This window comes from Pseudomonas sp. CMR5c (genome assembly GCF_003850545.1).
GTDB classification, from domain to species: domain Bacteria; phylum Pseudomonadota; class Gammaproteobacteria; order Pseudomonadales; family Pseudomonadaceae; genus Aquipseudomonas; species Aquipseudomonas piscis.
Genome location: NZ_CP027705.1, coordinates 5,036,836 through 5,061,307 on the forward strand (window position 1 = coordinate 5,036,836; position 24,472 = coordinate 5,061,307).

The following is a 24,472-nucleotide window of genomic DNA, read 5'->3' on the forward strand; positions in this document are numbered from 1 at the left end:
CTGCCCCTAGGCGATCACCCGGTCGCGTCGCAATGCCTCGATCCGCTCGGCGTCGTATCCCAGCTCCGCCAACACCTCGGCGGAATGGCCCCCCAGACTTGCACCGACATGTCGCGGCTCGGGCAGACCCGCGGAAAACTTCAGCGGACAAGCGATCTGCGCCTGCCGGCTGCCATCCTCGCGGGGCACCTGGCTGACCAGCTGGCGCGCCTGCAATTGTGGATGCTCCAAGGCCTCGGCCAGGCCCAGAACCGGCTCGACACAGGCATCCAGGCCCTCGAACAGCCGGCACAACTCGGCAAAATCATGCTTCTCGAATTCGACCTGCAAGGCGTGCTTGAGGGCTTGCTGCTGTTCGGGGACAGGCGACAGCCCCTGGGCCGCCAGCTCCGGCCGCCCCAGGGCCGCGCACAACTGCTGCATGAACCCCGGCTCCAGGCTGCCCACCGACAACCAGCGCCCGTCGCGGGTACGGTAGTAGTCATAGAAACTGCCACCGTTGAGCACTTGCTGCTCCATCCCGGGCTCCACCCCACAAGCCAGGTAGCCGGCACCGGCCATGGCGTGGAGGCTGAACACGCAGTCGGTCATGCTCACGTCCAGGTGCTGGCCCTGGCCGTTTTGCTGGCGGGCGATCACCGCGGCCAGCAGGCCGATCACCCCGTGCAGGGAACCGCCGGCGATGTCCGCCGCCTGGATCCCCAGGGGCAACGGCCCTTGTTCCCGGCGGCCGGTCTGGCTGGCCAGGCCGGCCAGGGCCAGGTAGTTGATGTCGTGCCCGGCGCGGTCCTTGTAGGGGCCGGTCTGGCCGTAGCCGGTGATGGACACGTAGATCAGCCCCGGGTTGATCGCCTTCAAGGCCTCGTAGCCCAGCCCCAGGCGCTCCATCACTCCCGGGCGGAACTGCTCAAGGACGATGTCGTAGTCCTGCACCAGTTGCCGTACCACTTCCAGGGCCTCGGGTCGCTTCAGGTCCAGGGCCAGGCTGCGCTTGTTGCGGTTGAGGTAGGCATGGCTGGCCGATACGCCCTGGTCGTGGGGCGGCAGGACCCGCAGCAAGTCCATGCGGGTCGGTGACTCGATGCGCAGCACCTGCGCGCCCATATCCGCCAGCAGCAGCGAAGCGAACGGCCCCGGCAGCAGAGTGGAGAAATCCAGTACCTTGAGTGACGCCAACGGCCCTTGCATGTGCCTCTCCTTCTGATCGACTGCCCACAGAGTAGGCAGCCACGGCACGTCCGCCAATCACCGCAACGGTCAGCGGCAATGACCGTTGCGCTCAAGTCCCGGGCAATAAAAAACCCGCCGAAGCGGGTTTTTCATGGACAACGCAGCTTACTTGACGCTTGGCGCCGGGCCTTCGGCCACGCCCAGGTCGTCGCTTTCGCGGGTATCGATGATCGCCCGGCCACCGGATGCCAGCTCGGCTTGCAGCTGGTCTTCGTCCAGCTCCTTGACCCACTTGGCGACCACCAAGGTGGCCACGGCGTTGCCCACCAGGTTGGTCAGGGCACGGGCTTCGGACATGAAGCGGTCGATGCCGAGAATCAGCGCCAGGCCGGCCACTGGCAGGTGGCCCACGGCTGACAGGGTGGCCGCCAGGACGATGAAGCCGCTACCGGTGACGCCGGCAGCGCCCTTGGAGGACAGCAGCAACACCAGCAGCAGGGTGATCTGGTGGGTGATGTCCATGTGGCTGTCGGTGGCTTGGGCGATGAACACCGCGGCCATGGTCAGGTAGATCGAGGTGCCGTCCAGGTTGAAGGAGTAACCGGTAGGGATCACCAGGCCGACCACCGACTTCTTGGCGCCCAGGCGCTCCATCTTGATCAGCATGCGTGGCAGCGCCGACTCCGAGGAGGAGGTGCCCAGTACGATCAGCAGTTCCTCACGGATGTAACGGATCAGCTTGATCACGCTGAAGCCGTGGGCACGGCAGATGGCGCCCAGGACCACCAGCACGAACAGCACGCAGGTGATGTAGAAGCAAATCATCAGCTGGCCCAGTTGCACCAGCGAACCCACGCCGTAGGCGCCGATGGTGAACGCCATGGCACCCAGCGCGCCCAGGGGAGCCAGCTTCATGATCATGTTGATGATGTTGAACATCACATGGGCGAAACGGTCGATGAAGTCCAGGATCGGCTTGCCGTAGGCGCCCAGGCGATGCAGGGCGAAACCGAAGATCACCGAGAACATCAGCACTTGCAGGATGTCGCCGTTGGCAAAGGCACCGACGATGGTCGCCGGGATGACGTTGAGAATGAAGGCGACGACGCTCTGCTCGCTACCGGCAGTCACGTAGGCGGCGACTTTCGAGGCGTCCAGGGTCGAGGCGTCGATATGCATGCCGGCGCCCGGCTGCACGACGTTGACCACCACCAGGCCGATCAGCAGGGCGATGGTGGAAACGATTTCGAAGTACAGCAGCGCGTAGCCACCGGTCTTGCCCACCGACTTCATGTTCTGCATGCCGGCGATACCACTCACCACGGTGCAGAAAATGATCGGCGCGATGACCATCTTGATCAGTTTGATGAAGCCGTCACCCAAGGGCTTGAGGGCCACGCCCGCCTGGGGATAGAAGTGACCGAGCAGGATGCCGATGGCGATGGCAACGATCACCTGGAAATACAGGGATTTGTACAGTGGCTGACGAGTCGTCATTGCAAAGTTCCTCAAAAGCCCCGGCATGCTGCTTCCATCACGGCATGCGGTGCCTAAAGTGCGAACCCTCCTGCGCTGGAGGGATTTGTTGTGTCGAGCTGCGTACAGGCAGATCTGCAGGCTCTATCGCAAGGCCCGTGCCACCTTGTAAAAAATCCATACAAGCCTTTTAAAACAAGGGGTTAGAGCCGAACTCCGTTTCCAGTGAGCAACGATGAACTTGGCGGATTTCCGCCCACTCGTCGATTCTCGTCCTACAATTTGGCGGATATCCGCCTTGTTCCCTCATGGAGGTGCTGGCTAATATCCGCCACTCAATGGACGGACCTGCCTGCATGCGCGAACGTACTATCGCCAGCCACTTTGCCCGGGCCGCCCTCGGCGGCGCGCATCGTCGCGGCTATGACTACCTGCCGCTGCTGCAGCGCCTGGGCATCAGCCCCGAGTTGCTGCACCAGCCCAGGGCCCGCATCGCTCCCGAGCAGTTCACCCAGCTGCTGCAACAGCTATGGCTGGAAATGGACGACGAATACCTGGGGTTCGGCGATGGACCGAGCAAACCCGGGACCTTCGCCATGATGTGCCACGCCCTGATCCACTGCCGCACCCTGGAGAAGGCGCTCAATCGCGGATTACTGTTTTATAGCCTATTCCCGCAGGCCCCGCGGCTGAGCCTGACGCGTGAAGGAGACATGGCCCGGCTGAGCCTGGACGACTCCGCACTCTGGGACCCCGAGCACTTTCTCAGCGAATGCCTGCTGGTGATCTGGCACCGGCTGGGCAGCTGGCTGATCGGCCAGCGAGTCCGCCTGGAACAAGCCTGCTTCAGTTATCCGCGCCCTGAACACGGGGCGGAATACGACTTGCTCTTCCCCTGCCCGCTGCAGTTCGACCAGCCCCACAGCAGCTTGCTGTTCCACAGCCGCTACCTGGGCATGCCCTTGCTGCAGGATGAACGGACCCTCAAGCACTTTCTCGAACGCTCCCCCGCCGATCTGCTGTCGCGCCCCGATGAAGGCGACAGCCTCGCCAGCCAGCTGCGCCGCCTGCTGGCCCGCGATCGCGAACACTGGCCGGACCTGGAAAGCGTCGCCCAGCACATGCACGTCAGCCCCCAGACCCTGCGCCGGCATCTACGGGAAGAGGGCTTGAGCTTCCAGGAACTCAAGGATGAGCTGCGGCGCGATATCGCCATCTATCACCTGGGACGCGCCGACCTGTCGTTGCAACAGATCGCCGAACAACTGGGGTTTTCCGAACCATCGGCCTTCCATCGAGCCTTCAAGAAATGGACCGGGCTGACCCCGGGCGCCTATCGCGCCCGGACCCAGTGAGCAACCACGCTAAAGGACCGGGAAGTGAATCCGGAAGGCCGCCCCGCCCAGGGCTGAATCCCCCAGGGCCAGGCGCGCGCCGTAGCTTTCGATGATGTCCTTGACCACCGCCAGGCCGATGCCCTGCCCCGGATGCTGGCGATCCAGGCGCTCGCCACGCTGGAGGATCCGAGCCCGCTGGTCCGGCGGCACTCCCGGCCCGTCGTCCTCCACGCACAATTCGGAACCATCGAGGCTCTCGCGCACGCTGATGCGCACCGACCCCAGGCACAGGCGGTAGGCGTTTTCCAGCAGGTTGCCCAGCAGCTCCAGCAAGGCACCGTGCTCGATCGGCAAGTAGCAGCGCTCGGGCAGGTCGAACGAGACCCGCACCTGTTTGTCGCGATAGACCTTGTCCAGGGTGTCGCACAGGCTCTGCAACAATGGCCGCAGGCGTACCTGATGGCGCACCAGCCCGCTCTTGCGCAGGCTGGCTCGCTGCAGCTGGTAGCTGATCTGCTGGCTCATGCGTTCGATCTGGGTTTGCAGGACCCAGGCCTGCTCACGATCCTCGGGCCGCAGGGCCATGTCCTCGCTGACCCCTTGCAATACCGTCAGCGGGGTCTTGAGGCTGTGGGCCAGATCGTCCAGGGAGTCCCGATAGCGGCTACGCTGGTCGCGCTCGCTTTGCAGCAGGCGGTTGAGCGACCCCGTCAGGCGCAGCAGCTCGCGCGGATGTTCCTCGCTCAGGCTCTGGCGAGTGCCGCTCTCGATCTGGTCCAGCTCCTGGCTCAGGCGCCGCAGCGCCTGCAATCCCCAGGTCAAGCCCAGCCAGAGCAGCGCCAGCAGCACCAGCAACGCCGCACCGAAGCCCAGGTAGAGGTTCTCGCGCACCCCTTCCAGGGTCTGCTGGTACTCGCGCACCGGCTGCAAGGCGACGATGCTGAACGCCGCGCTCTTGCCTCCCAGCAGCTTGATCTCGACGTCGTAGACGAAGAACTCCTGGCCATTGGCCTCGCGGATCCGGGCGAACTCGTTGCCACGTCCGTCGTAGCGCGGCCGGTAGTTGATGTTCTCTTCCTGGGTGGCCCGGGAACGCCAGACCAGGTGCCCCTCGCGATCGTAGATGTAGCCCAGCAGCCGGCTATCGGCGAGATTGAAACGCTCGTCGGGCAATTGCGCCGGCATTTGCAGACGGTTGTCCTCGATGCGCGCAGCCGAGATCAGGGTGGTGACGTCCGAAGCCAGGCGCTGCTCGATGGAGTCTTGCAGGGCCAGGCTGAAAGCGCCCTGCATGGCTGGCAACAAGGCCAGCATGAACAGGACCGCGAGAATGGTTGCGGCCAACATCAAGCGCAGGCGTAGCGAACGAATCATCGGCAGCGCTCATTGAACAGATAGCCCAGGCCGCGCACCGTGTCGATCGGCTTGAAGCCCGACGGCGCTTCAAGCTTGCGCCGCAACCGCCCCACCAGCACCTCGATGACATTCGGATCACGCTCGTCATCGTCCGGATACAACTGCTCCATCAGCCGGTCCTTGGCCACTACTTGCTGGTGATGGCGCATCAGGTATTCGAGGATCCGGTATTCGTAGGCCGTCAGGGCCAGGGGCTGCTCGTCCAGGGACGCCTGCTTGCGATTGAGGTCCAGCAGCAGTGGGCCGGCGACTATGGTCGACTGGGTGAAACCGCTGGAGCGCCGCAGCAGCGCATTGAGCCGGGCTTCCAGCTCCTCGAACTGGAATGGCTTGACCACATAGTCGTCGGCGCCGGTGGCCAGGCCCTCGACCTTGTCCTGCCAGTTGCCACGGGCCGTGAGGATGAGGATCGGGAACGTCTTGCCCCGGGCGCGCAGCTGTCGGATCAGATCCAGCCCGCCCATGCCAGGCAGGCCCAGGTCGATCACCGCCAGGTCGTGGTTGAACTGCTCGGTCTGGTACAGCGCCTCTTCGGCATTGGCCACGGACTCGACGACATGACCGCTGTCGGTAAGGCGGGTTTGCAAGTGATGACGCAACAGCGCCTCATCCTCGACGACCAGCAATTTCATAATGCTCTCCCAGGCAAAATTCGACGTCTGCGGGGCACTCCTGCGCCCAGATGATTAATACGCCAACGCCGGACCGTGCCCAAGGCAAGGTCCGGCGTGGTTCAAGCTCGGCCGCTTCAGAAAGCGTAGTTGGCCGAGAGATAGGTCTGGGCGCTGCTGGTGAGACTCAGCGAACCCTGCTTGCCACCACCCCGCTCGCTCATCTGGGTTCCGGCATTGCTGCGCAGGTACCGATAGCCGAGCTCCACCGAGGCATTTTGTGAAACCTGCTGCAGGACACCGGCCTGCACCCCCAGCGCATAACCGATATCGCTGTCATGGCTGAACCCAGGGGACTTCTGGGTCAGCTTGGTCAGGCCGGCACTGGCGCCGCCGAACAGCCGGGTGCTGCCGGTCACCGGCAGGAACCGGTCATAACTGCCCAGCAGGTTCTGCTGACGCAGTTTAATGCCATTGTGCGAGCCGGAAACGTAGTCGTAGGTAGCGTAGTAGCGGCCCTGGTCATTCTGCTGACCAACCCGCAGCCCCCAGGTGTTGTCCTTGCCGATCACGCCATCGGTATTCGGATGGCCGAGATTGTTGTTGAGCGAACCGGATTTCTTGATCTTGTCGCTGGTCTGGCCGAAGGACAGGCTGGCGAAGTTGCTGTCAGCGGCCTGGGCGGCAGCGCTGGCACCGAGAACGGTAAAGGCCAGCAGCAGTTTTTTCAACGAAGTCATAGGAAACTTCCTTTGCGCTATTGACGTTTAGGTACGGCGCAAGAGTAAACGTCCCGCCCTGAACTCCCACTGAACATCCCCTTAACCTTGCCTGAACCGGAGTGCTCCAAGGCATTGCGTCCGGCAACTGTTCGCAGCGCCAGCCGGCTCTCTTTATATAGAGCACACGACTACCCACCCTGAGCGCAACCCGGCACACTAGCGGCCATGAACGAACACCGACTCCTCCCCGCCTGCTGTACCGTCCCGCAAGCTTCCTGGCCCCTGCCGGAGGCCTTGCCCAATACCCTCTTGCTCAGTACCCGGTTCGACTCCAAGCAGTTGGCTGCCGACGACTTCCAGCGCAGCGGCATCGAGGCCCCAGCGAACATCCAGCGCTCGGTGGCCAAGCGCCAGGCCGAGTTCCTCGCGGGGCGCCTGTGCGCCCGGAACGCCTTGTGGCAATTGCAAGGACTGGACTGGGTACCGGCGATCGGCGATGACCGTGCACCGGTGTGGCCCGAGCATATCTGCGGCTCGATCACACACAGCACCGGCCGCGCCGCGGCCATCGTCGCCGATAAACAGCATTGGCGAGCCCTGGGCATGGACCTGGAAGTGATGCTCGAGAGAGAACGCTCGGCCAACCTGGCAGGACATATCCTGACCCCCGCCGAGCTGCAGCGCCGCGACCAGCTACCAGACGAACTGCACGCCCTGGCGGTGACCCTGACCTTCTCGATCAAGGAAAGCCTGTACAAGACCCTGTACCCGCTGGTGCGCAAGAATTTCTATTTCGAGCATGCCGAGGTGCTGGAGTGGAACCTCGATGGTCAAGTGCGCCTGCGCTTGCTGACCGAGTTGTCCGAGGAGTGGCACCAGGGTCGCGAGCTCGACGGCCAGTTCACCGTCGAGGACGGGCAGGTCTTGAGCCTCGTGGCCATTCCCGCCTGAACCTTAGTGCGGCTCCTGCTGCCGTGGCCAGCTGAGGCTGAAGCAGGCGCCGCCCAGGCTCTTGCTGCGACCGATCAGTGCCCGGCCACCGTGCCAGTAGATGATCCGCCGCACGATCGACAGCCCCAATCCATGGCCGCCGGACGCCCGGGTCCGACTGTCATCCAGGCGCAGGAATGGCGTGAAGATCTTCTCCCAGGCGCTCTCGGGCACTCCGGGGCCATCGTCCTCCACATCCACCCGACAGCGCGACTGGCCCACCTGGTAGCTGACGGTCACCTGGGACTCGGCATGCCGCATGGCGTTGCCCACCAGATTCTGCAGCGCGCGGTGCAGGTAACGCGGCTCGGCCTCGACCCAGGCCCCATCGCAATCGGCGGCCGACAGGCACAGGCCACGCTGGACCTGGAGGTTGGCGCGCAACGGCGCCAGTTCGCCGATCACCTGGTTGATCAGGGCGTCCAGGTCGACCCGCTGGAAGTTCAGGGCCGGCGAACCCTGCTCCAGGCGAGCATAGGTGAGCATCTCGTCCACCAGCCGGTCGAGGTCCTGGATATCGTTGTCCATGCCGTCCAGATGCTTGTGCCGTGCCTGATCGGTACTCGCGGTGGCAATCATCTCCAGACCGAAACGCAGGCGCGCCACCGGAGTCCGCAGCTCATGGGATACAGCACGCACCAGCTCGCGCTGGATCGCCAGCAACCGCTGCAGATGTTCGGCCATGTCGTTGAAGGCCGCCGCCAGGCGCCCTACCGAATCCGCGCCCCTGGCCGGCACCCGGACCTCCAGGCTGCCCTTGGCGATACGCGTGGCAGCCGCCTCCAGGCCATTGACCCGGCGCTCCAGTTGGCGCACCAGCAGATAGACGATCAAGCCGATCAGGCTCAAGCCCAGCACCGCGATCAGCACCAGCCACTGCGGCGGATAGGGATTCATCTGGTACAGCGGGCCTATCTCCAGCACCCAGGGCGTACCCACCAGCCCGGCGAACACCCGGATCGAATCCCCCCCCTTGCCCAGCGCCATCACGGTATCGCCCTCGGCGACCCGGCGGCGCTGGTCATCGTCCATGTCGGTGGCATCCAGGGTCGACAAGTGCATGTCGAAGCCGAACCCCTTGTCCTGCTTCAATGCCGCCAGACGCTGGGGCTGCTCGGCCACGGGATAGCGTACCAGCTCGTCCGCCAGCAGATAGATGGTGGCCCGGGCCAACTGCTCGCTGATCTGCTGGACCTCGGCGCTGAGCAGCAGTTGTTCCTTGTCGCTGACCAGGCGGTAGACCCGGGCCGCGAACGGACCGGTCTGCTCCACCAGGGCCTGGCCGCGCAGCACCCGGCCACGCTGACTGCTATCCAGGTCGGTCTGGCTGAAAGTCTTGAGGCTCAGGGGAATGCCCAGCAACCGCTCCCAGACGGCCAGGGCCCGGCGGCGCTCGATCTCGCTCATCGGCTGCAGGTTGTCGGCCATCAGGGAGAAAGTGCCATGGGCCAGGCGCTCGCGGTATTGCTCGCTACGCACCTGGTTGAGCAAATGCAGGGCCAGCACCCCCAGCAGCGCCACCAGGACCAGGGCGGCGCACATGCCGCCGTAGATACGCAGGAAGATCGAGTTCACGACGGCATGTCGGCGGCGGCTTCGGGCACGAACAGGTACCCCTTGCTGCGAATGGTCTTGATCAGCCGCGGATGCTCCGGGTCGTCGCCGATCTTGGGGCGGATGCGGGAGATGCGTACGTCGATGGAGCGGTCCTGGCCGTCATAACCGATACCGCGCAAGGCCGTGAAGATTTCCTCGCGGGACAGGATTCGCCCGGCATTGACCACCAGCAGCCACAGCAGGTCGAACTCGGCGCTTGTGAGCTCGATCCCGGCATCGCACAACCAGGCCTCGCGCAGGGCGTTGTCCACTACCAGCGGACCGAATTGCAGGCGCCGGGTCTTCTCCTGGGCAGGCTCCGGCGCCTCGCTGCGCCGTAGGAGTGCCTGAATCCGCGCCAGCAGCAAGCGCGGGCGCACCGGCTTGCAGACATAGTCATCGGCCCCCAGGTCCAGGCCCATGACCTGGTCCATGTCGTCGGTGCGCGCGGTGAGCATGAGGATCGGCCCGTCGTAGCGAGCGCGGACCTTGCGGCAGATGCTCAGGCCGTCTTCCCCCGGCAGCATCAGATCGAGGATCACCAGGTCCGGCTGCTCGGCGATGATCCGCGCGGCGGCCAGGGCGCCGTTGCCCTCGATCGCCACCCGCAATCCGTTGCTCTCCAGATATTCCCGGGTCAACTCAGCCAGACGCTGGTCATCCTCGACAATCAGTACCTGCCAGGCTTCTTGCTCCACGCTCGACCTCTTCTTGTTTTTTGTTGCCAGCATTGGGCGCAACCGAACGCGTACATCCTTCTGTCATGAAAAAGGCCGATAACCGGCCCTGAAGGAGACGCCTTGCGCGGTAGATCGCGACGGATTGTAGCAACCGCCGCGGGCCTCCATACAAGCCACTGAAACGGCTCGGACAGGACGGTTTTTTGTGATAGGGTTCGCGCCCGCAAAAATCCGTCCCCGGGCAATTTTTGCAGGTAAAAAACAGTGACAAACGGTTCCATGCAGTGGGACTGCGGGCTGCGAGAGTTTTACCCAGTCCATGCACACTTTACGCACAAACTTATCCACAGGCCGTACGTTGCAACCACCCCCCAAACGCATTATCTTGTAGCCCGGCGGCTAAAAAACCCTATATCTAGGGTTTTACCCAAAAAACCAAACACAATTCAGACAAGAAACTCAAGCGCTTTTCTTGCGCCCGTTTGGTGGAACCAATCGCTGTTTTAGAAGACCAACACCGCGCGTGCGGATGGCACCGTTTTCCACCCTGCCCAGGAGAAGACGGTACGGGTGTTGCAGCAACAGACTGCCACCCAGGAACAAGGTGTCGGAGCCCATGCCCGGCACCCAGGACTTCGGCATGGAAGCGGCGCCAAAAGCCCCCTTCCTGAACTGTTCCGAAGTCGTCATGCCGGCCTGTGCCGGCTGCAGTGCTTCTGGACGGAACGGTGGGCACCTTCTTGGTGCCCAAATAAACATAGAGAACGTGGAGACACCCATGCAAACCGACACAACTCGCGAGAACCCGCAGGCCCATGCGCCGCAGGCCGGCGATTCCAACCTGGATCTGTCTGCTACCGCACCTGGCCAACTGCGCGTGATCAAGCGTAACGGCACTGTCGTTCCCTACACCGACGACAAGATCACCGTCGCTATCACCAAAGCGTTCCTCGCAGTTGAAGGCGGCACCGCTGCCGCCTCGTCGCGAATCCACGACACCGTGGCGCGCCTGACCGAACAGGTCACTGCCACCTTCAAGCGTCGCATGCCTTCGGGCGGCACCATCCATATCGAAGAGATCCAGGACCAGGTCGAACTGGCCCTGATGCGCGCCGGCGAACAGAAAGTCGCCCGCGACTACGTGATCTATCGCGACTCCCGCGCCAAGGAACGCGCCACCCGCTCCAGCAGCGAAGAGCCGGTGAACGCCCACCCTTCGATCCGCGTCACCCGCGCCGATGGCAGCTTCGCGCCTCTGGACATGGGCCGCCTGGGCACCATCGTCAGCGAAGCCTGCGAAGGCCTGGAAGAAGTCGACGGCGACCTGATCCAGCGCGAAACCCTGAAGAACCTGTACGACGGCGTGGCCATCAAGGACGTCAACACCGCCCTGGTGATGACCGCCCGCACCCTGGTGGAACGCGAGCCCAACTACTCGTTCGTCACCGCCCGCCTGCTGATGGACACCCTGCGCGCCGAAGCCCTGGGCTTCCTGGGCGTCGCCGAAAGCGCCACCCACCACGAGATGGCCGACCTGTACGCCAAGGCCCTGCCGGCCTACGTCGCCAAGGGCGTGGAGTTCGAACTGCTGAACCCGGTACTGGCCGAATTCGACCTGGAGAAACTGGGCAAGGCCATCAACCACGAGCGTGACCAGCAGTTCACCTACCTGGGCCTGCAGACCCTGTACGACCGCTACTTCATCCACAAGGATGGCGTGCGCTTCGAGCTGCCTCAGATCTTCTTCATGCGCGTGGCCATGGGCCTGGCGATCGAAGAGAAACAACGCGAAGACCGCGCCATCGAGTTCTACAACCTGTTGTCGTCCTTCGACTACATGGCGTCGACCCCGACCCTGTTCAACGCCGGCACCCTGCGCCCGCAGCTGTCCAGCTGCTACCTGACCACGGTTCCGGATGACCTGTCGGGCATCTACGGCGCCATCCACGACAACGCCATGCTGTCGAAATTCGCCGGTGGCCTGGGTAACGACTGGACCCCGGTACGCGCCCTGGGCTCGTACATCAAGGGCACCAACGGCAAGTCCCAAGGCGTCGTGCCATTCCTGAAGGTGGTCAACGACACCGCCGTCGCGGTCAACCAGGGTGGCAAGCGCAAGGGCGCGGTCTGCGCCTACTTGGAAACCTGGCACCTGGACATCGAGGAATTCCTCGAGCTGCGCAAGAATACCGGTGACGACCGTCGCCGCACCCACGACATGAACACCGCCAACTGGATCCCGGACCTGTTCATGAAGCGCGTCTTCGACGACGGCAAGTGGACCCTGTTCTCGCCATCGGAAGTGCCTGACCTGCACGACCTGACCGGCAAGGCCTTCGAAGAGCGCTACGAGTACTACGAAGCCCTGACCGAGTACAACAAGATCAAGGTCTTCAAGACCATCCAGGCCAAAGACCTGTGGCGCAAGATGCTGTCGATGCTGTTCGAGACCGGCCACCCATGGCTAACCTTCAAGGACCCATGCAACCTGCGCTCGCCACAACAGCACGTAGGCGTGGTCCACAGCTCGAACCTGTGCACCGAGATCACCCTGAACACCAACGCCGACGAGATCGCCGTGTGCAACCTGGGTTCGATCAACCTGCCGAACCACATCGTCGATGGCAAGCTGGATACCGCCAAGCTGGCGCGTACCGTCAAGACTGCCGTACGCATGCTCGACAACGTGATCGACATCAACTACTACTCGGTGCCGCAAGCGCAGAACTCGAACTTCAAGCACCGTCCAGTGGGCCTGGGCATCATGGGCTTCCAGGACGCGCTGTACCTGCAGCACATCCCGTATGGCTCCGACGCCGCCGTGAACTTCGCCGACAAGTCGATGGAAGCGGTCAGCTACTACGCCATCCAGGCTTCCTGCGACCTGGCCGATGAGCGCGGCGCCTACCAGACCTTCGACGGCTCGCTGTGGTCCAAGGGCATCCTGCCGCTGGACAGCCAGCAGATCCTGATCGAGGCCCGTGGCGCCAAGTACATCGACGTCAACCTGGAAGAGTCCCTGGACTGGGCACCGATCCGCGAACGCGTGAAGAAAGGCATCCGCAACTCGAACATCATGGCCATCGCGCCAACCGCGACCATCGCCAACATCACTGGCGTATCGCAGTCGATCGAGCCGACCTACCAGAACCTGTACGTGAAATCGAACCTGTCGGGCGAGTTCACCGTGATCAACCCGTACCTGGTACGCGACCTCAAGGCTCGCGGCCTGTGGGACTCGGTCATGATCAACGACCTGAAGTACTACGACGGCTCGGTACAGCAGATCGAGCGTATCCCGCAAGAACTGAAGGACCTGTACGCCACCGCGTTCGAAGTCGAGACCAAGTGGATCGTCGATGCCGCCTCCCGTCGCCAGAAGTGGATCGACCAGGCCCAGTCGCTGAACCTGTACATCGCCGGCGCTTCGGGCAAGAAGCTGGACGTGACCTACCGCATGGCTTGGTACCGTGGCCTGAAAACCACTTACTACCTCCGTGCACTGGCCGCCACCAGCACCGAGAAGTCCACCATCAACACCGGCAAGCTGAACGCTGTTTCCAGCGGCGGCGACCACGGTGACAGCTCGGTCCTGGCAGCCCCTGCCGGTCCCGCTCCGGTACCGAAGGCTTGCGCCATCGACGAGCCGGATTGCGAAGCTTGCCAATAAGCTGAGCAGACAGGCGCCTTCATTGGCGCCTGTGCCAACCCCCGATACGCCCCTGGTGTATCGGGGGTTTTCTTTTGCCCGCGACAACCCCCGCGCTAACGGCCTCGCGAACAACTCCAGCCCCCCGCCTGACGCGCGCCCGCACTCCGACGGGCCACCCCAGGCCGCAAAGACCAGTCGGCAGCGAACAGGCATAAAAAAGCCCCTCAGAGAGGGGCTTCTTGTCCAACACGCCAGAGCGGCATCAGGTCATCTGGATGATGGTCTGCATGATGGTGCTCTGGGTGGAGATGGTCTTGGCGTTCGCCTGGTAGTTGCTCTGGGCCTTGATCAGGTTCACCAGCTCGTTGGTCAGGTTGACGTTGGACTCTTCCAGGGAGTTGGACTGGATCGCACCCAGAGTGCCGGTCTTCGGTGCGTCATAACCCGGGATACCCGAGGAGTAGGTTTCCTTCCACTGGGTACCACCGATCGGCTGCAGGCCCTGCTCGTTGGTGAAGCTGGCCAGGGAGATCTGGCCGATCGGCTTGGTCTGCTCGTTGCTGAAGTTGGCCAGCATCACACCACTGCCGTCGATGGTCAGGTTGGTGATCTGGCCAGTGGAGTAGCCGTTCTGCGCGACTACCGAGCGGGCGGTATCACCCAGTACCGAGCCGGTCTTGGTCATGTCGACCTTCACGCCGCCTGCCGCTGCTACCGAACCGTTGGGGACGAAGTTGCCATTGACCACGTTGCCCGGGGTCCAGTTGCCCATGACGATGCTGTTGCCACTCACCGTGAACTGGCTGGTGGCCGGCGCGGTTGGCGGCGTCAGGGACTGGAGCTTGCCCGAGGAATCGAACTTGATGGTGATCGGCGCCTGGTTGGCCATGCTGAAAGCCGTACCGTCGGGGTTGCGGCCATCGATCAGGGTGTAGGTCTGCCACTCGTTGGGATTGGACGTCTTGATCATGTACTGATCCATGACGTGCTTGTTGCCCTGGGAGTCATACACCGGGGTGCTGAACTGCTTGCTGTAGGTTTCGCTCTTGGTCGGATCGAACACATACGCCGGGGCCGGAGCCGTAGGATTGACGTTGATCGGAGTTTCGCTGGAGTTCAGGTTGATGGTCGAGGAGATCGAATCGGTCGGCTTTGGCGCCAGGTTCGAAGTATCGATCCGCAGGTCGGTCAGCACGCCGTTGATGATCTTGCCGTTGGCATCCACGGCATAACCTTGCAGGCGGGCAGTGCCGTCGCTGGTGGTGATGTAGCCTTCCTTGTCGGCCTTGAAGGCGCCGGCGCGGGTATAGCTCAGCGAGCCATTGGTGCTCAGCACGAAGAAACCCTGGCCCTGGATCCCCATGTCCAGCACGTTGCCGGTGTTGTTGATATCACCGTTGGTGAACTGCTGGGACACGTTGGCCAGGCGCACGCCGTTACCCACTACCTGGGTGCCGCTGCCCAGCTTGGTGGCCGAGTACACGTCGGCGAATTCCGCACGGGAAGACTTGAAGCCGGTGGTGGCGACGTTGGCGATGTTGTTGCCGGTCACGTCCAGTTGCTTGTTGGCAGCGTAGAGACCGCTAAGGCCGATATTGAAAGACATATTCCACTCCTCGTGCCGCTTAGTCGGCTCTAGATACCAATAGTTTGTACTTTGGACAGCCCGATCGGGCTGCTCATGCCCGCCAGGTTCAGCATCAGCTCACCGCCGGTCTGGCTGATGGTGACGCTGTTGACCGTGGCCGGCAGGTAAGTGATCAGGGAAGTACCCTTGCCATCGATGGTGGTACTGGCCTTGAAGGTGTAGTTGCCCGGCGGGGCCTTGGTGCCGTCGGCCTTGGTGCCATCCCAGACGAAGCTGGCGTTGCCAGCCTTCTGGCTGCCCATGTCGATGGTCTTGACGGTGTTGCCGTCCTTGTCGGTGATGGCCACGGTGACCGAGCTCACGCTGGTCGGAACGGTCACCGACCCGGTCATGCTCTTGCTGGTATCGACCTGGGTGGTGCCGCTCTGGACGATCACCGAGCGCCCGACCAGGGACGAAGCCTGCAAGGCCTGGGACGATTTGTAGTTGCCCGTGATGGAGTTCACCGACGTATTGAGCGTGGTGATCCCTTCCAGGGTCGAGAATTGCGCCAACTGGGCCACGAACGCACTGTTGTCCTGAGGATCCAGCGGGTTCTGGTTATTCAGCTGGGTTACCAGCAGCTTGAGGAATGCATCCTTGCCCAGGGACTGCTTGCCGGTGGTGCTGTTGGTTGCCGCAGCGAGGCCATCAGCACTGGTGGTCGTGGTCTTTTTCGACGAATTGGCCAGCACATCCTTGAGGGATGGGGCTGTAGTGGTATCAGTAACGCTCATCGGATTCGCCCCTTATCACTGACCGAGGGTCAGGACCTTCTGCATCATGGTTTTGGCGGTATTCATCATTTCAGCGTTGGTCTGGAACGAACGGCTGGCGGAAATCATGTCGGCCATCTCTTCCACCACATTGACGTTGGGGTAGTAGACATAGCCCTTGGCATCGGCTGCCGGATGATTGGGCTCGTAGCGCGCCTCGAGGTTGCTCTGGTCCTCGACCACGCCCAACACTTGTACGCCCTGCCCGGCAGCGTCCTGACTCTGGAACAGCGAACCGCGATCACCACCCTGAGCGTTCTGGAACATGGTGGCGAACACCGGATGCCGGGCGCGGTAGGTCTGGTCGATGCTCGACGACACGCTCTCGGCGTTGGCTATGTTACTGGCGACGGTGTTCAGACGAGTGGTCTGGGCGCTCATGCCACTACCGGCAATATTGAAAACACTGGCAAGGGACATGGATTACTCTCCGCGCAGGGCTGCCACCAGCCCTTTGAATTTGCTGTTGAGCAGCGTGAAGCTGGCCTGGAATTCCACCGCGTTCTGCGCATAGTTCGACTGCTCGAGCTGCGCGTCCACGGTGTTCTGGTCGATCGAAGGTTGCATTGGCGTGCGATATTGCAGCGACTCGTCGCCAGCGCTCACGCCTTGCGCTTCGATGTGCCGGTTATTGGTCAGGTTCAAACCGAACGTCCCCTTGTTGACCTTTTCGTTCTGCTCGGCGAGCACGGCGGAAAAGTCCAGGTCCCGAGCCTTGTAGTTCGGGGTGTCGGCGTTGGAGATGTTGTTGGCCAATACTTCGGCCCGCTTGGCGCGAAAGCCGAGAGCCTGTTCGTGAATACCGAGCGCTTTATCGAAGCTGATGCTCATGTCGGGAAACCTTTGGGTGACCTGATTTTACGTTGACATCAAACTAGCAATCCGCGTGCCAACCTAGGAAACCCCGTAAATCAAGGCCCTCGCAGTAACGGCAAGGCGGCAAATGCCAGAAAAGCGGCAATGGTTTTCCGCGCAGCGCCGGCAAAGCGGCAATCACCCTGCCATCTCGGCATTAAATGACGAACATGAAAAAGGAGGCCCGAGGGCCTCCTTTGGCGTAGCGATCAATCCAGGTTACTTGGCCTGGTAGATGATCCCCGGGTTGCACTGGACCATCTGGTAATGATCCGGCAAGCCGTTGAGCGCCTCGGACGCCCCCAGGAACAGGTAACCGCCCGGCTTCAGGGTGCTGTGGATGCGCATCAGGATGTCCTTCTTCACTTCCGCCGAGAAGTAGATCAGGACGTTGCGGCAGAACACGATGTCGAACTTGCCCAGGCTGGCATAGCTGTCCAGCAGGTTGAACGAGCGGAACTCAACGCGGTTCTTGATCGGCGACTTGACCACCCAGCGCCCCGGCCCCTTGGGGTCGAAATAACGCTGCAGGCGATCGGCCGACAAGCCGCGACCAATGGCCAGGCTGTCGTATTCACCGGTCTTGCAGTTGTTGAGCATGGTCCCGGACAGATCGGTTGCGACGATCTGCGCGCCCATCTTCAACTGGCCCATGTTGGTACGCTCGAACTCGTCGATGGACATCGACAACGAGTAAGGCTCCTGTCCCGAGGAACAAGCCGCGGACCAGATCCGCAAGCGCTGGTTGGGATTGGCCTTGATCGCCTCGGGAAGCACTTTGTTCTTCAACACCTCGAATGGGTAGGTGTCGCGGAACCACAAGGTCTCGTTGGTCGTCATGGCATCCACTACCATCTCGCGCAAACCGCCGCGTGGCTGGGTCTGGATCCGCTGAACCAGCTCGCCCAAGGTTTTTATACCTTGCTGCTCCATCAGTTTGTTGAGACGGCTCGAGACCAGATATTGCTTGTTTTCCCCGAGCAAAATACCACAGGCTTTTTCCAGGAAGACCCGGAACTGTTCAAAATCCAAATTACCCGTAGACAATGCTGCCGCCTCTTAAATCTAGGTCCACCAAGGGCCACTGCCCTCAGCTGTGGTCTGCTGCTTTGATCCGGTCGACTACCCGGGAAGCCAGGTCATCAGGGCGGAACTTGGCAAGGAAGTCATCGGCACCGACCTTCTTCACCATCGCCTGATTGAACACCCCTGACAACGAAGTATGCAGGATGATGTGCAGCTTTTGCATGCGTGGATCGTTACGTATCTCGGCCGTGAGGGTGTAGCCGTCCATTTCAGGCATCTCGATGTCGGAAATCATCATGAGGAATTCCTCTTCCGGCTTCTTGCCTTCGTCGACCAGCTTGCGCAGGTAGTCCAGCGCCTGCCGACCGTCGTTCAACGCCACCACTTCCACGCCCACTGTCTGCAGGCAGCGAGTGACTTGCTTGCGCGCCACCGACGAATCGTCGACGGTCAGCACCCGCAGGGAAATGGCCTTGTGCTGGGTCTCGACATCCACCACGCCTGCCGAGATCGATTCGGAAGTTGGCGCGACTTCCGCCAGGATCTTCTCCACATCGATGATTTCGACCAGCTGGTTATCGACCCGGGTCACCGCCGTGAGGTAGTGATCGCGCCCTGTGCCCTTGGGTGGCGGATGGATCTCTTCCCAGTTCATGTTGACGATGCGTTCCACCGAGCGCACCAGGAATCCCTGGGTCTTGGTGTTGTACTCAGTGATGATGACGAACGGATTGCTCTGATCCTGCAACCCGCCAGACCCAGTGGCCATTGCCAGATCCAGGATCGGAATGGTCGCCCCTCGAATATTCGCGACACCGCACACCACAGGACTGGATTTGGGCATCAAGGTCAGCTTCGGGCATTGCAGCACCTCGCGAACCTTGAATACGTTGATCCCGTAGAGTTGCCCACCGTCCAGACGGAACAGCAGCAGCTCCAGGCGATTCTGCCCAACCAATTGCGTGCGCTGGTTTACCGAATCCATTACACCAGCCATGCCCAGACTCCCCAAAGCTTTAAGATCCGACGCACGCTCATTGCTAAACGGCACGGCGCTTGCTTTTTAACTGTTATGAACGCCAAAACGACATTTTTTCGACGCCTAACATCACCTGGCCGCAGAGTGCTCTGCGCCCTTGCGATGCTGTGCATTTTAAACCCTGGCGGCCCTGCCATTGCTGATTCGGTCACCCTGCCTGATCTACTTATCGGCGTCACTCAAGGGTTTCTTGAATTCACGGTAGAAGACTACCTGGCAACCAGTCAAACCGAAGGACGCTATGAGATCGAGGTCAAGCAGCTGGATCCACGGATGCACATGCCTGCCTGCGACAAGGAATTGACAGCCAGCCTGGAAAGCCCGGCCCAACCCCTGGGGCGTGTGACAGTCAAGGTCCGCTGCGAAGGCAGCTCGCCCTGGTCGGTTTTCGTACCGGCGCAGGTCAAGTTGTTCCGCGAAGTAGTCACCAGCGCCCGCCCTCTCAAACGATCGTCCATCATCGAGCCGGAGGATGTGGTGCTACGCGAACGGGATATCAGCCAGAACGGACAGGGCTACCTGACCTCGGTCGACCAGGCCATTGGTCAGAAACTTGTCCGACCAATGGTCGCCGACCAACTCGTCACCCTGGTTCACCTGGAGCAGGCCGAGGTGGTGCGCAAGGGCGATCAGGTAGTGATCTCTGCACGCAGCGGCTCCTTGAATGTACGAATGCCCGGCGAAGCCTTGTCCAACGGCGGCATGAGCGAGCAGATCAGGGTCAAGAACCTGAATTCGCAACGGGTGATCAAGGCTCGCGTCACCGCGCCGGGCCAGGTGGAAGTGGCCATGTAGATCACTGGCGCTTGCCCCTCCCGTTCCCTAAACTGTGACCGATAACGGGTCGCTGATACCTGCCTTGGCTTGTCGACAATTGAGCCTAAAGTTTTCCAGGGTATGGCCGAGAACATGGCAAGCGTCCAAATACCCAGAGGTTTTACTCATCATGGTCATCGACTTCAGCCGTTTGAACAGCTCCTCCCCACTGACAGGCAGTACGCGTACCAGCGCCAGCAAGGAAACCGGTGATGCCGGCAAGCCCGTAGCCCAGGTAAGCACAGCCGAGACCAGCAAAAGCGGGGAATCGGTACACCTCAGCAATGAGGCTCAACAGTTGCAACGAATCACTGACAAGCTGCGCGACCAGCCTGTTGCCGACAAAGCCCGGGTGGCAGCACTGAAGCAAGCTATCGCCGATGGCAGCTACCAAGTCGACAGCAACCGTGTAGCCAGCAAACTGCTCAATTTCGAAGCCCAGCGCTAGCCACAGGCTTGCGCCAGGCTTTTGGACGCTTAATCCCCAAGGCCAGCCATGCACGATACCAACCTACTGCAACTGATCACCGATGACCTTGCTCCAGCTCAACAATTGCTGGAGCTGCTCAGGGCCGAATCCATCGCCCTGCACGGCCGCGACATGCCGTTGCTGGAGGAGATCCTGGCGCAGAAACAGGCCCTGATCGTCTTGCTGGAACAGCATGGCCGCACCCGCACCCAGCTCCTGGACAGTCTTGGCCTGCCCGCCAATCGCGAAGGCCTTGCACAACTGGCCAGCCACTCCAGCCTGGGCGCGCAATTGCTCGAGCAGGGCGACCTGCTGGTCCAGCTCCTGGCTGAATGCCAGGCTGCCAACGAGCTCAACGGCCGCTCGATCCAGATCCAGCAGGCCACCACCGCCAACCAGTTGAAGATCCTCAATGGCGGCGAACCTCCAGCCCTCTACGACGCCCGCGGCTCCACCTCGATGCTTGCGAAGCAACGCCCACTCAGTCAGGCTTAGGCCGCAAAAATGAGCGCGTGCTACCAAGTCGCGAAACATGCTGGCAAAATGCTGGCCCATGCGTGTAGTTGTATTTTGTCTGGAGATTGATGAACCGTGTTCACAGCATCAAACGCGGAAGATGCTCCGCAGCCACCCAAGGTGCTAACCACCCCGTTGGAGATCTCCTCCAACCTGCGTTTGCTGCAAGAAAGCCACGATCCGCTGATCATCACTTTCCATGAGCGCAGCCAGCGCTTCCAGAGCTACGTGGTGGAAGTGGACCGCGAGAGCAATACGCTCGCGCTCGACGAAATGATTCCCCGCGACGGCGAACGCTTCATGCTCGCCGGCGAAGCATTCCGTGTCGAAGGCTTCCACGAAGGCGTACGCATCGCCTGGGAAAGCAACGGCTTGCCGACCCTGGACGAGTCTGGTGGCGGCCGCTGCTACCGCACCACCCTGCCGGACGAAGTGGTCTACCACCAACGCCGCAATGCCTTCCGCGCCGCCCTTAAACTGGCACAGCTGGTGGATATCGAGCTGGGCGGCGACAAGCTCAAGTCGCCCCTGACCGGCAAGCTGCTGGACATCTCCGCCACCGGCTGCAAGCTGCGCTTCGACGGCGAGATCTCCGCTCGCCTGCAACTGGGCCAGGTCTATGAGCGCTTCATCGCCGCCCTGCCCTTCGGCAGCATGACCGCACCGGTGGAACTGCGTTACCTGCACTACGAAGAAAGGATCGACACCACTTTCGCCGGCGTACGCTTCCACAACATGAGCGGCCTGGTGCAGCGCCAGGTAGAGCGCTTCGTCTATCAGTTGCAGCGCGAAGCACGGCGCTTCGACAAAGACGATATGTGATCGCCGAAAATCCATGAAAAACGGGCAGTGCCTTGCGGCAACTGCCCGTTTTTTTCATCTCGAGCGCTAAGGCCTGGTTTCGCCTAGCGGCTCGCCCTCACGCTCTTCGCCAACGGGCTCCTCGTCGCCTGCCCCGGACTCAGGCGACATGGGCGGCACGGCGTCCGTCGCAGGAGCGACCTGCATCTGATCCTGCACCACCTGCTCGTCCACCCGCGGGTCGAGGGCCGCCACCAGCGGCGAACTGGACATGCTGTCCGGCATCGCCACGTGATGCAGCGGCGCATCGTCGACCTGGTGCAGGTTGGTCACGGCCTTCGGCCGGATCCGCCAGACCAGTACCACGGCAAAGAAACAGAAGAAGGCATAGAGCATCTGGCTGCCGAACAGTTTCATCAGCACGCCGGCCGCCAACGGCCCGATGCTCGCTCCCACGCCGTAGGTAACCAGCAGCATCGCCGTCAGCGATACCCGTCGATCGCCCTCCACGTGGTCGTTGGAAAACGCCACGGCCAGCGGATAGAGACAGAACTGCATCAGCGAACAGAAAAAACCCAGGATGAACAAGACTTCCAAAGGCACCGTGGGCAAGATCGCCAACGGCAAGGCCATCACTGCCAGGAACAGGGCGAAGCAGCGAATCAGCAAGGCCCGGTCGAAGCGATCGGACAGCCAGCCCAGGGGCCACTGCACGACCAGGCCGGCAAAGATGCAGCTCCCCATGAACAGGCCCACCTGCTCGGTGCTCAAGCCCTGTTGCGAGGCATAGAGCGGCGCCAGGCCGTAGAACGAACCGACGATCAGCCCCGAGCCCAGTACCGTGCTCAGGGACTGCGGTACCCGCTTGATGAAGAAGCGCGGCTCCATCGGCGCCGGACGCAGGGGTGCCGGGTGGATGCGCCGGGTCATCGCCACCGGCACCAGGCACAGCGCGAAGCACAGCGCCACCAGCATCAGCAGCTCCAGCCCCAGGGCCGGATGCAGGACCAGGATCAGTTGCCCCAGGACCAGCCCCAGGTAGGACGCGATCATGTAGCCGCTGAAGACCACGCCACGTTGCTTGGCATCGGCCTGCTCATTGAGCCAGCTTTCGATGACCATGTACTGGCACATCATCCCAAGGCCGACGATCATCCGCAGCACCAGCCAGGCTGGCAGCCAGTTCACCAACCCATGGCCGAGCACCGCCGCGCCGACGATGCCGGCGCAGGTGGCATAGGCCCGGATATGCCCGACCCTGGCGATCAGCCGGTGCCCCAGCTTGCCCCCCAGGACCAGGCCGAAGTAGTTGGCCGCCATGAGCGCCCCGACCCACAGGCCGTCGACATGGTCGGCCGCCAGGCGCAAGGCCAGGTAGGTACTGAGCAGGCCCGAGCCGATCAACATCATCAGCGAGGCGAAATACAGCGCGCGAAAAGATTTCCAGATCTGGCGCATCGGCGTTCCGGGCGGCTCCTTGAATGAGGTTCCGGACCCTCGGGACGAGGGCCCGGCCAGCGACGTTGGTTAAGCCTGGGCCGCTAGTACACGCCGTTCCCAGGGAGTGATTTCATCGAAGAAGCTGGTCAACTCCATGGTTTTCGAAGCAATGTAGCCTTCGATGAACTCGCTGCCGAACAGTTCCCTGGCCAACTGGCTGCGCTTGAGGCGCTCCAGCGCCGCATGCAAGGTACAAGGCAGGGACAGGTTATCCGGCACTTCGAATTCCCCCTGGATGGCAGCCGTTGGCGCCAGCTCGTTCTCGATACCATGCAAACCTGCTGCCAGGCTGGCGGCAATAGCCAGGTAAGGGTTGGCATCCGCCCCCGGCAAGCGGTTCTCGACCCGCCGCGCCACCGGCGAACTGGCGGGAATTCGCAGCCCCGCGGCGCGATTGTCGTGGGACCAGCAGGCATTGTTCGGCGAAGCGTAGGGATGGCACAGGCGCTGGTAAGAGTTCACATTGGGCGCGAACAGTGCCGTGAAATCCGCCATCCCGGCCTGCAAGCCACCGATGAAGTGGTGGAACAGTGCCGTGGGCTGCCCAGACTCGTCACTGAAAACGTTACGCCCGCTACCAATCTCCACCAGGCTCTGATGGATGTGCATGGAGCTGCCAGGGGTATGAGCCAGCGGCTTGGCCATGCAGACCACGATCAAGCCATGCTTGAGCGCCACTTCCTTGAGCAGGTGCTTGAACAGGAAGGTCTGGTCTGCCAGCAGCAGCGGATCGCCATGCAACAGGTTGATCTCGAATTGGCTGACGCCCATCTCGTGCATGAAGGTATCGCGAGGCAGGCCCAGGGCCGCCATGCACTCGTAGACTTCCTTGAAGAAGGGTCGCAAACCGTTGTTGGAACTGATGCTGAAGGCCGAGTAGCCGTCTTCCCGGCGGCCGTCCTTGCCGACCGGAGGGCGGAAGGGCTGGCCGGGATCATCGTTGGGCGCGAACACGAAGAACTCCAGCTCGGTGGCCACCACCGGCGCCAGGCCCAGGGCCGCATAACGGGCGATCACCTGCTTGAGCTGGCCGCGAGTCGACAGGCGCGAGGACTCGCCGCTGAGTTCGTCGGCGTCACAGATGGCCAGCGCTCGCGGAGTCTCGCTCCAGGGCAACCGATGAATCTGCCGCGGGTCGGCGGTGAGGGCCAGGTCGCCGTCATCGCTGCCATAGAAACGCGCTGGCGGGTATCCGCCCATGATGCATTGCAGCAGCACCCCGCGAGCCATCTGCAGGCGCCGCCCTTCGAGGAAGCCCTCGGCGGTCATTACCTTGCCCCGCGGTACGCCATTCAAATCCGCAGTAACACATTCGATTTCATCAATGCCCGTCAATCGCTCGGCGAGTGAACTGTGGCCATCGGTTGTCATGACTCAATCCTTGTTGTTATACGAGC

General features: G+C 62.1%; 22 protein-coding genes. 7 read left to right on the top strand and 15 right to left on the bottom strand.

Annotated features, from left to right (window positions below):
- Positions 1-6 precede the first annotated feature (6 nt).
- Positions 7-1,188 carry a CaiB/BaiF CoA-transferase family protein gene (locus tag C4K40_RS23040; RefSeq protein ID WP_053133403.1) on the bottom strand — a complete coding sequence of 394 codons (1,182 nt, stop codon included), beginning with the start codon at positions 1,186-1,188 and terminating at the stop codon, positions 7-9.
- 147 nt (positions 1,189-1,335) lie between these two features.
- Positions 1,336-2,667 carry a dicarboxylate/amino acid:cation symporter gene (locus C4K40_RS23045; protein WP_053133406.1) on the bottom strand — a complete coding sequence of 444 codons (1,332 nt, stop codon included), beginning with the start codon at positions 2,665-2,667 and terminating at the stop codon, positions 1,336-1,338.
- Between the two features lie 335 nt (positions 2,668-3,002).
- Between C4K40_RS23045 and C4K40_RS23050 the strand changes: the two genes are divergently transcribed.
- The gene (locus C4K40_RS23050) at positions 3,003-4,001 is read left to right on the top strand and encodes an AraC family transcriptional regulator (protein ID WP_031320317.1); all 999 of its coding nucleotides are present in this window, start codon (positions 3,003-3,005) and stop codon (positions 3,999-4,001) included.
- Between the two features lie 9 nt (positions 4,002-4,010).
- On the opposite strand, the gene C4K40_RS23055 is transcribed toward C4K40_RS23050, so the two are convergent.
- The 3 genes from C4K40_RS23055 to C4K40_RS23065 all read right to left on the bottom strand — a co-directional run bounded on the left by C4K40_RS23055 (position 4,011) and on the right by C4K40_RS23065 (position 6,750).
- Positions 4,011-5,357, bottom strand: coding sequence for an ATP-binding protein (locus C4K40_RS23055; protein WP_022640260.1), 1,347 nt, complete (start codon positions 5,355-5,357; stop codon positions 4,011-4,013).
- On the bottom strand, positions 5,354-6,031 hold the full coding sequence (locus C4K40_RS23060) for a response regulator (RefSeq protein ID WP_022640261.1): 678 nt from the start codon (positions 6,029-6,031) through the stop codon (positions 5,354-5,356). The genes C4K40_RS23055 and C4K40_RS23060 overlap by 4 nt, the downstream gene beginning before the upstream one ends.
- A gap of 116 nt (positions 6,032-6,147) precedes the next feature.
- Entirely contained in the window at positions 6,148-6,750 is a 603-nt protein-coding gene (locus C4K40_RS23065) for an outer membrane beta-barrel protein (protein ID WP_053133409.1), read from the bottom strand.
- A 207-nt stretch (positions 6,751-6,957) separates the two neighbouring features.
- Here C4K40_RS23065 and C4K40_RS23070 point away from each other — a divergent pair, with 207 nt between their 5' ends.
- Positions 6,958-7,683 (top strand): 4'-phosphopantetheinyl transferase, encoded by a 726-nt coding sequence (locus tag C4K40_RS23070; RefSeq protein ID WP_031320318.1) that lies wholly within the window; start codon positions 6,958-6,960, stop codon positions 7,681-7,683.
- Between the two features lie 3 nt (positions 7,684-7,686).
- Here C4K40_RS23070 and C4K40_RS23075 read toward each other — a convergent pair whose 3' ends face one another.
- Together C4K40_RS23075 and C4K40_RS23080 are read right to left on the bottom strand one after the other, a co-directional pair.
- Positions 7,687-9,297: an ATP-binding protein gene (locus C4K40_RS23075; protein WP_022640264.1), complete on the bottom strand. Its 1,611-nt coding sequence runs from the start codon at positions 9,295-9,297 to the stop codon at positions 7,687-7,689.
- Complete coding sequence (locus tag C4K40_RS23080; RefSeq protein WP_022640265.1) at positions 9,294-10,016, bottom strand: response regulator; 723 nt, start codon at positions 10,014-10,016, stop codon at positions 9,294-9,296. Before C4K40_RS23080 ends, C4K40_RS23075 begins: the two co-directional genes overlap by 4 nt.
- A 760-nt stretch (positions 10,017-10,776) precedes the next feature.
- Between C4K40_RS23080 and C4K40_RS23085 the strand changes: the two genes are divergently transcribed.
- Positions 10,777-13,668 carry a ribonucleoside-diphosphate reductase subunit alpha gene (locus C4K40_RS23085; RefSeq protein WP_053133412.1) on the top strand — a complete coding sequence of 964 codons (2,892 nt, stop codon included), beginning with the start codon at positions 10,777-10,779 and terminating at the stop codon, positions 13,666-13,668.
- Positions 13,669-13,912: 244 nt separating this feature from the next.
- Here C4K40_RS23085 and flgE read toward each other — a convergent pair whose 3' ends face one another.
- The 6 genes from flgE to C4K40_RS23115 form a co-directional block, all read right to left on the bottom strand.
- Positions 13,913-15,256, bottom strand: a complete 1,344-nt coding sequence (gene flgE, locus C4K40_RS23090) for a flagellar hook protein FlgE (protein WP_022640267.1) — start codon at positions 15,254-15,256, stop codon at positions 13,913-13,915.
- 29 nt (positions 15,257-15,285) lie between these two features.
- A complete protein-coding gene (gene flgD / locus C4K40_RS23095; protein WP_031320319.1) occupies positions 15,286-16,014 on the bottom strand; it encodes a flagellar hook assembly protein FlgD in 729 nt (242 codons plus the stop codon).
- A gap of 15 nt (positions 16,015-16,029) precedes the next feature.
- On the bottom strand, positions 16,030-16,473 hold the full coding sequence (gene flgC / locus C4K40_RS23100) for a flagellar basal body rod protein FlgC (protein ID WP_031320321.1): 444 nt from the start codon (positions 16,471-16,473) through the stop codon (positions 16,030-16,032).
- 3 nt (positions 16,474-16,476) lie between these two features.
- A complete protein-coding gene (gene flgB / locus C4K40_RS23105) occupies positions 16,477-16,884 on the bottom strand; it encodes a flagellar basal body rod protein FlgB (protein WP_022640270.1) in 408 nt (135 codons plus the stop codon).
- A gap of 243 nt (positions 16,885-17,127) precedes the next feature.
- Positions 17,128-17,955 (bottom strand): protein-glutamate O-methyltransferase CheR, encoded by an 828-nt coding sequence (gene cheR, locus C4K40_RS23110; protein WP_031320322.1) that lies wholly within the window; start codon positions 17,953-17,955, stop codon positions 17,128-17,130.
- Between the two features lie 43 nt (positions 17,956-17,998).
- Positions 17,999-18,931 (bottom strand): chemotaxis protein CheV, encoded by a 933-nt coding sequence (locus tag C4K40_RS23115; protein WP_031320323.1) that lies wholly within the window; start codon positions 18,929-18,931, stop codon positions 17,999-18,001.
- 75 nt (positions 18,932-19,006) lie between these two features.
- On the opposite strand from C4K40_RS23115, the gene flgA reads away from it, so the two are divergent.
- The 4 genes from flgA to C4K40_RS23135 all read left to right on the top strand — a co-directional run bounded on the left by flgA (position 19,007) and on the right by C4K40_RS23135 (position 21,596).
- Positions 19,007-19,768, top strand: a complete 762-nt coding sequence (gene flgA / locus C4K40_RS23120) for a flagellar basal body P-ring formation chaperone FlgA (protein ID WP_031320328.1) — start codon at positions 19,007-19,009, stop codon at positions 19,766-19,768.
- 151 nt (positions 19,769-19,919) lie between these two features.
- Complete coding sequence (flgM, locus tag C4K40_RS23125) at positions 19,920-20,237, top strand: flagellar biosynthesis anti-sigma factor FlgM (protein ID WP_022640275.1); 318 nt, start codon at positions 19,920-19,922, stop codon at positions 20,235-20,237.
- Between the two features lie 48 nt (positions 20,238-20,285).
- On the top strand, positions 20,286-20,753 hold the full coding sequence (locus tag C4K40_RS23130) for a flagella synthesis protein FlgN (protein WP_022640276.1): 468 nt from the start codon (positions 20,286-20,288) through the stop codon (positions 20,751-20,753).
- A 96-nt stretch (positions 20,754-20,849) separates the two neighbouring features.
- Positions 20,850-21,596: a flagellar brake protein gene (locus C4K40_RS23135; RefSeq protein WP_031320330.1), complete on the top strand. Its 747-nt coding sequence runs from the start codon at positions 20,850-20,852 to the stop codon at positions 21,594-21,596.
- A 66-nt stretch (positions 21,597-21,662) separates the two neighbouring features.
- Here the strand turns inward: C4K40_RS23135 and C4K40_RS23140 are convergent, their stop codons facing one another.
- Together C4K40_RS23140 and C4K40_RS23145 are read right to left on the bottom strand one after the other, a co-directional pair.
- Complete coding sequence (locus C4K40_RS23140; protein WP_022640278.1) at positions 21,663-23,033, bottom strand: MFS transporter; 1,371 nt, start codon at positions 23,031-23,033, stop codon at positions 21,663-21,665.
- A gap of 69 nt (positions 23,034-23,102) precedes the next feature.
- Positions 23,103-24,344, bottom strand: a complete 1,242-nt coding sequence (locus C4K40_RS23145) for a glutamine synthetase family protein (protein ID WP_022640279.1) — start codon at positions 24,342-24,344, stop codon at positions 23,103-23,105.
- Positions 24,345-24,472: the final 128 nt, after the last annotated feature.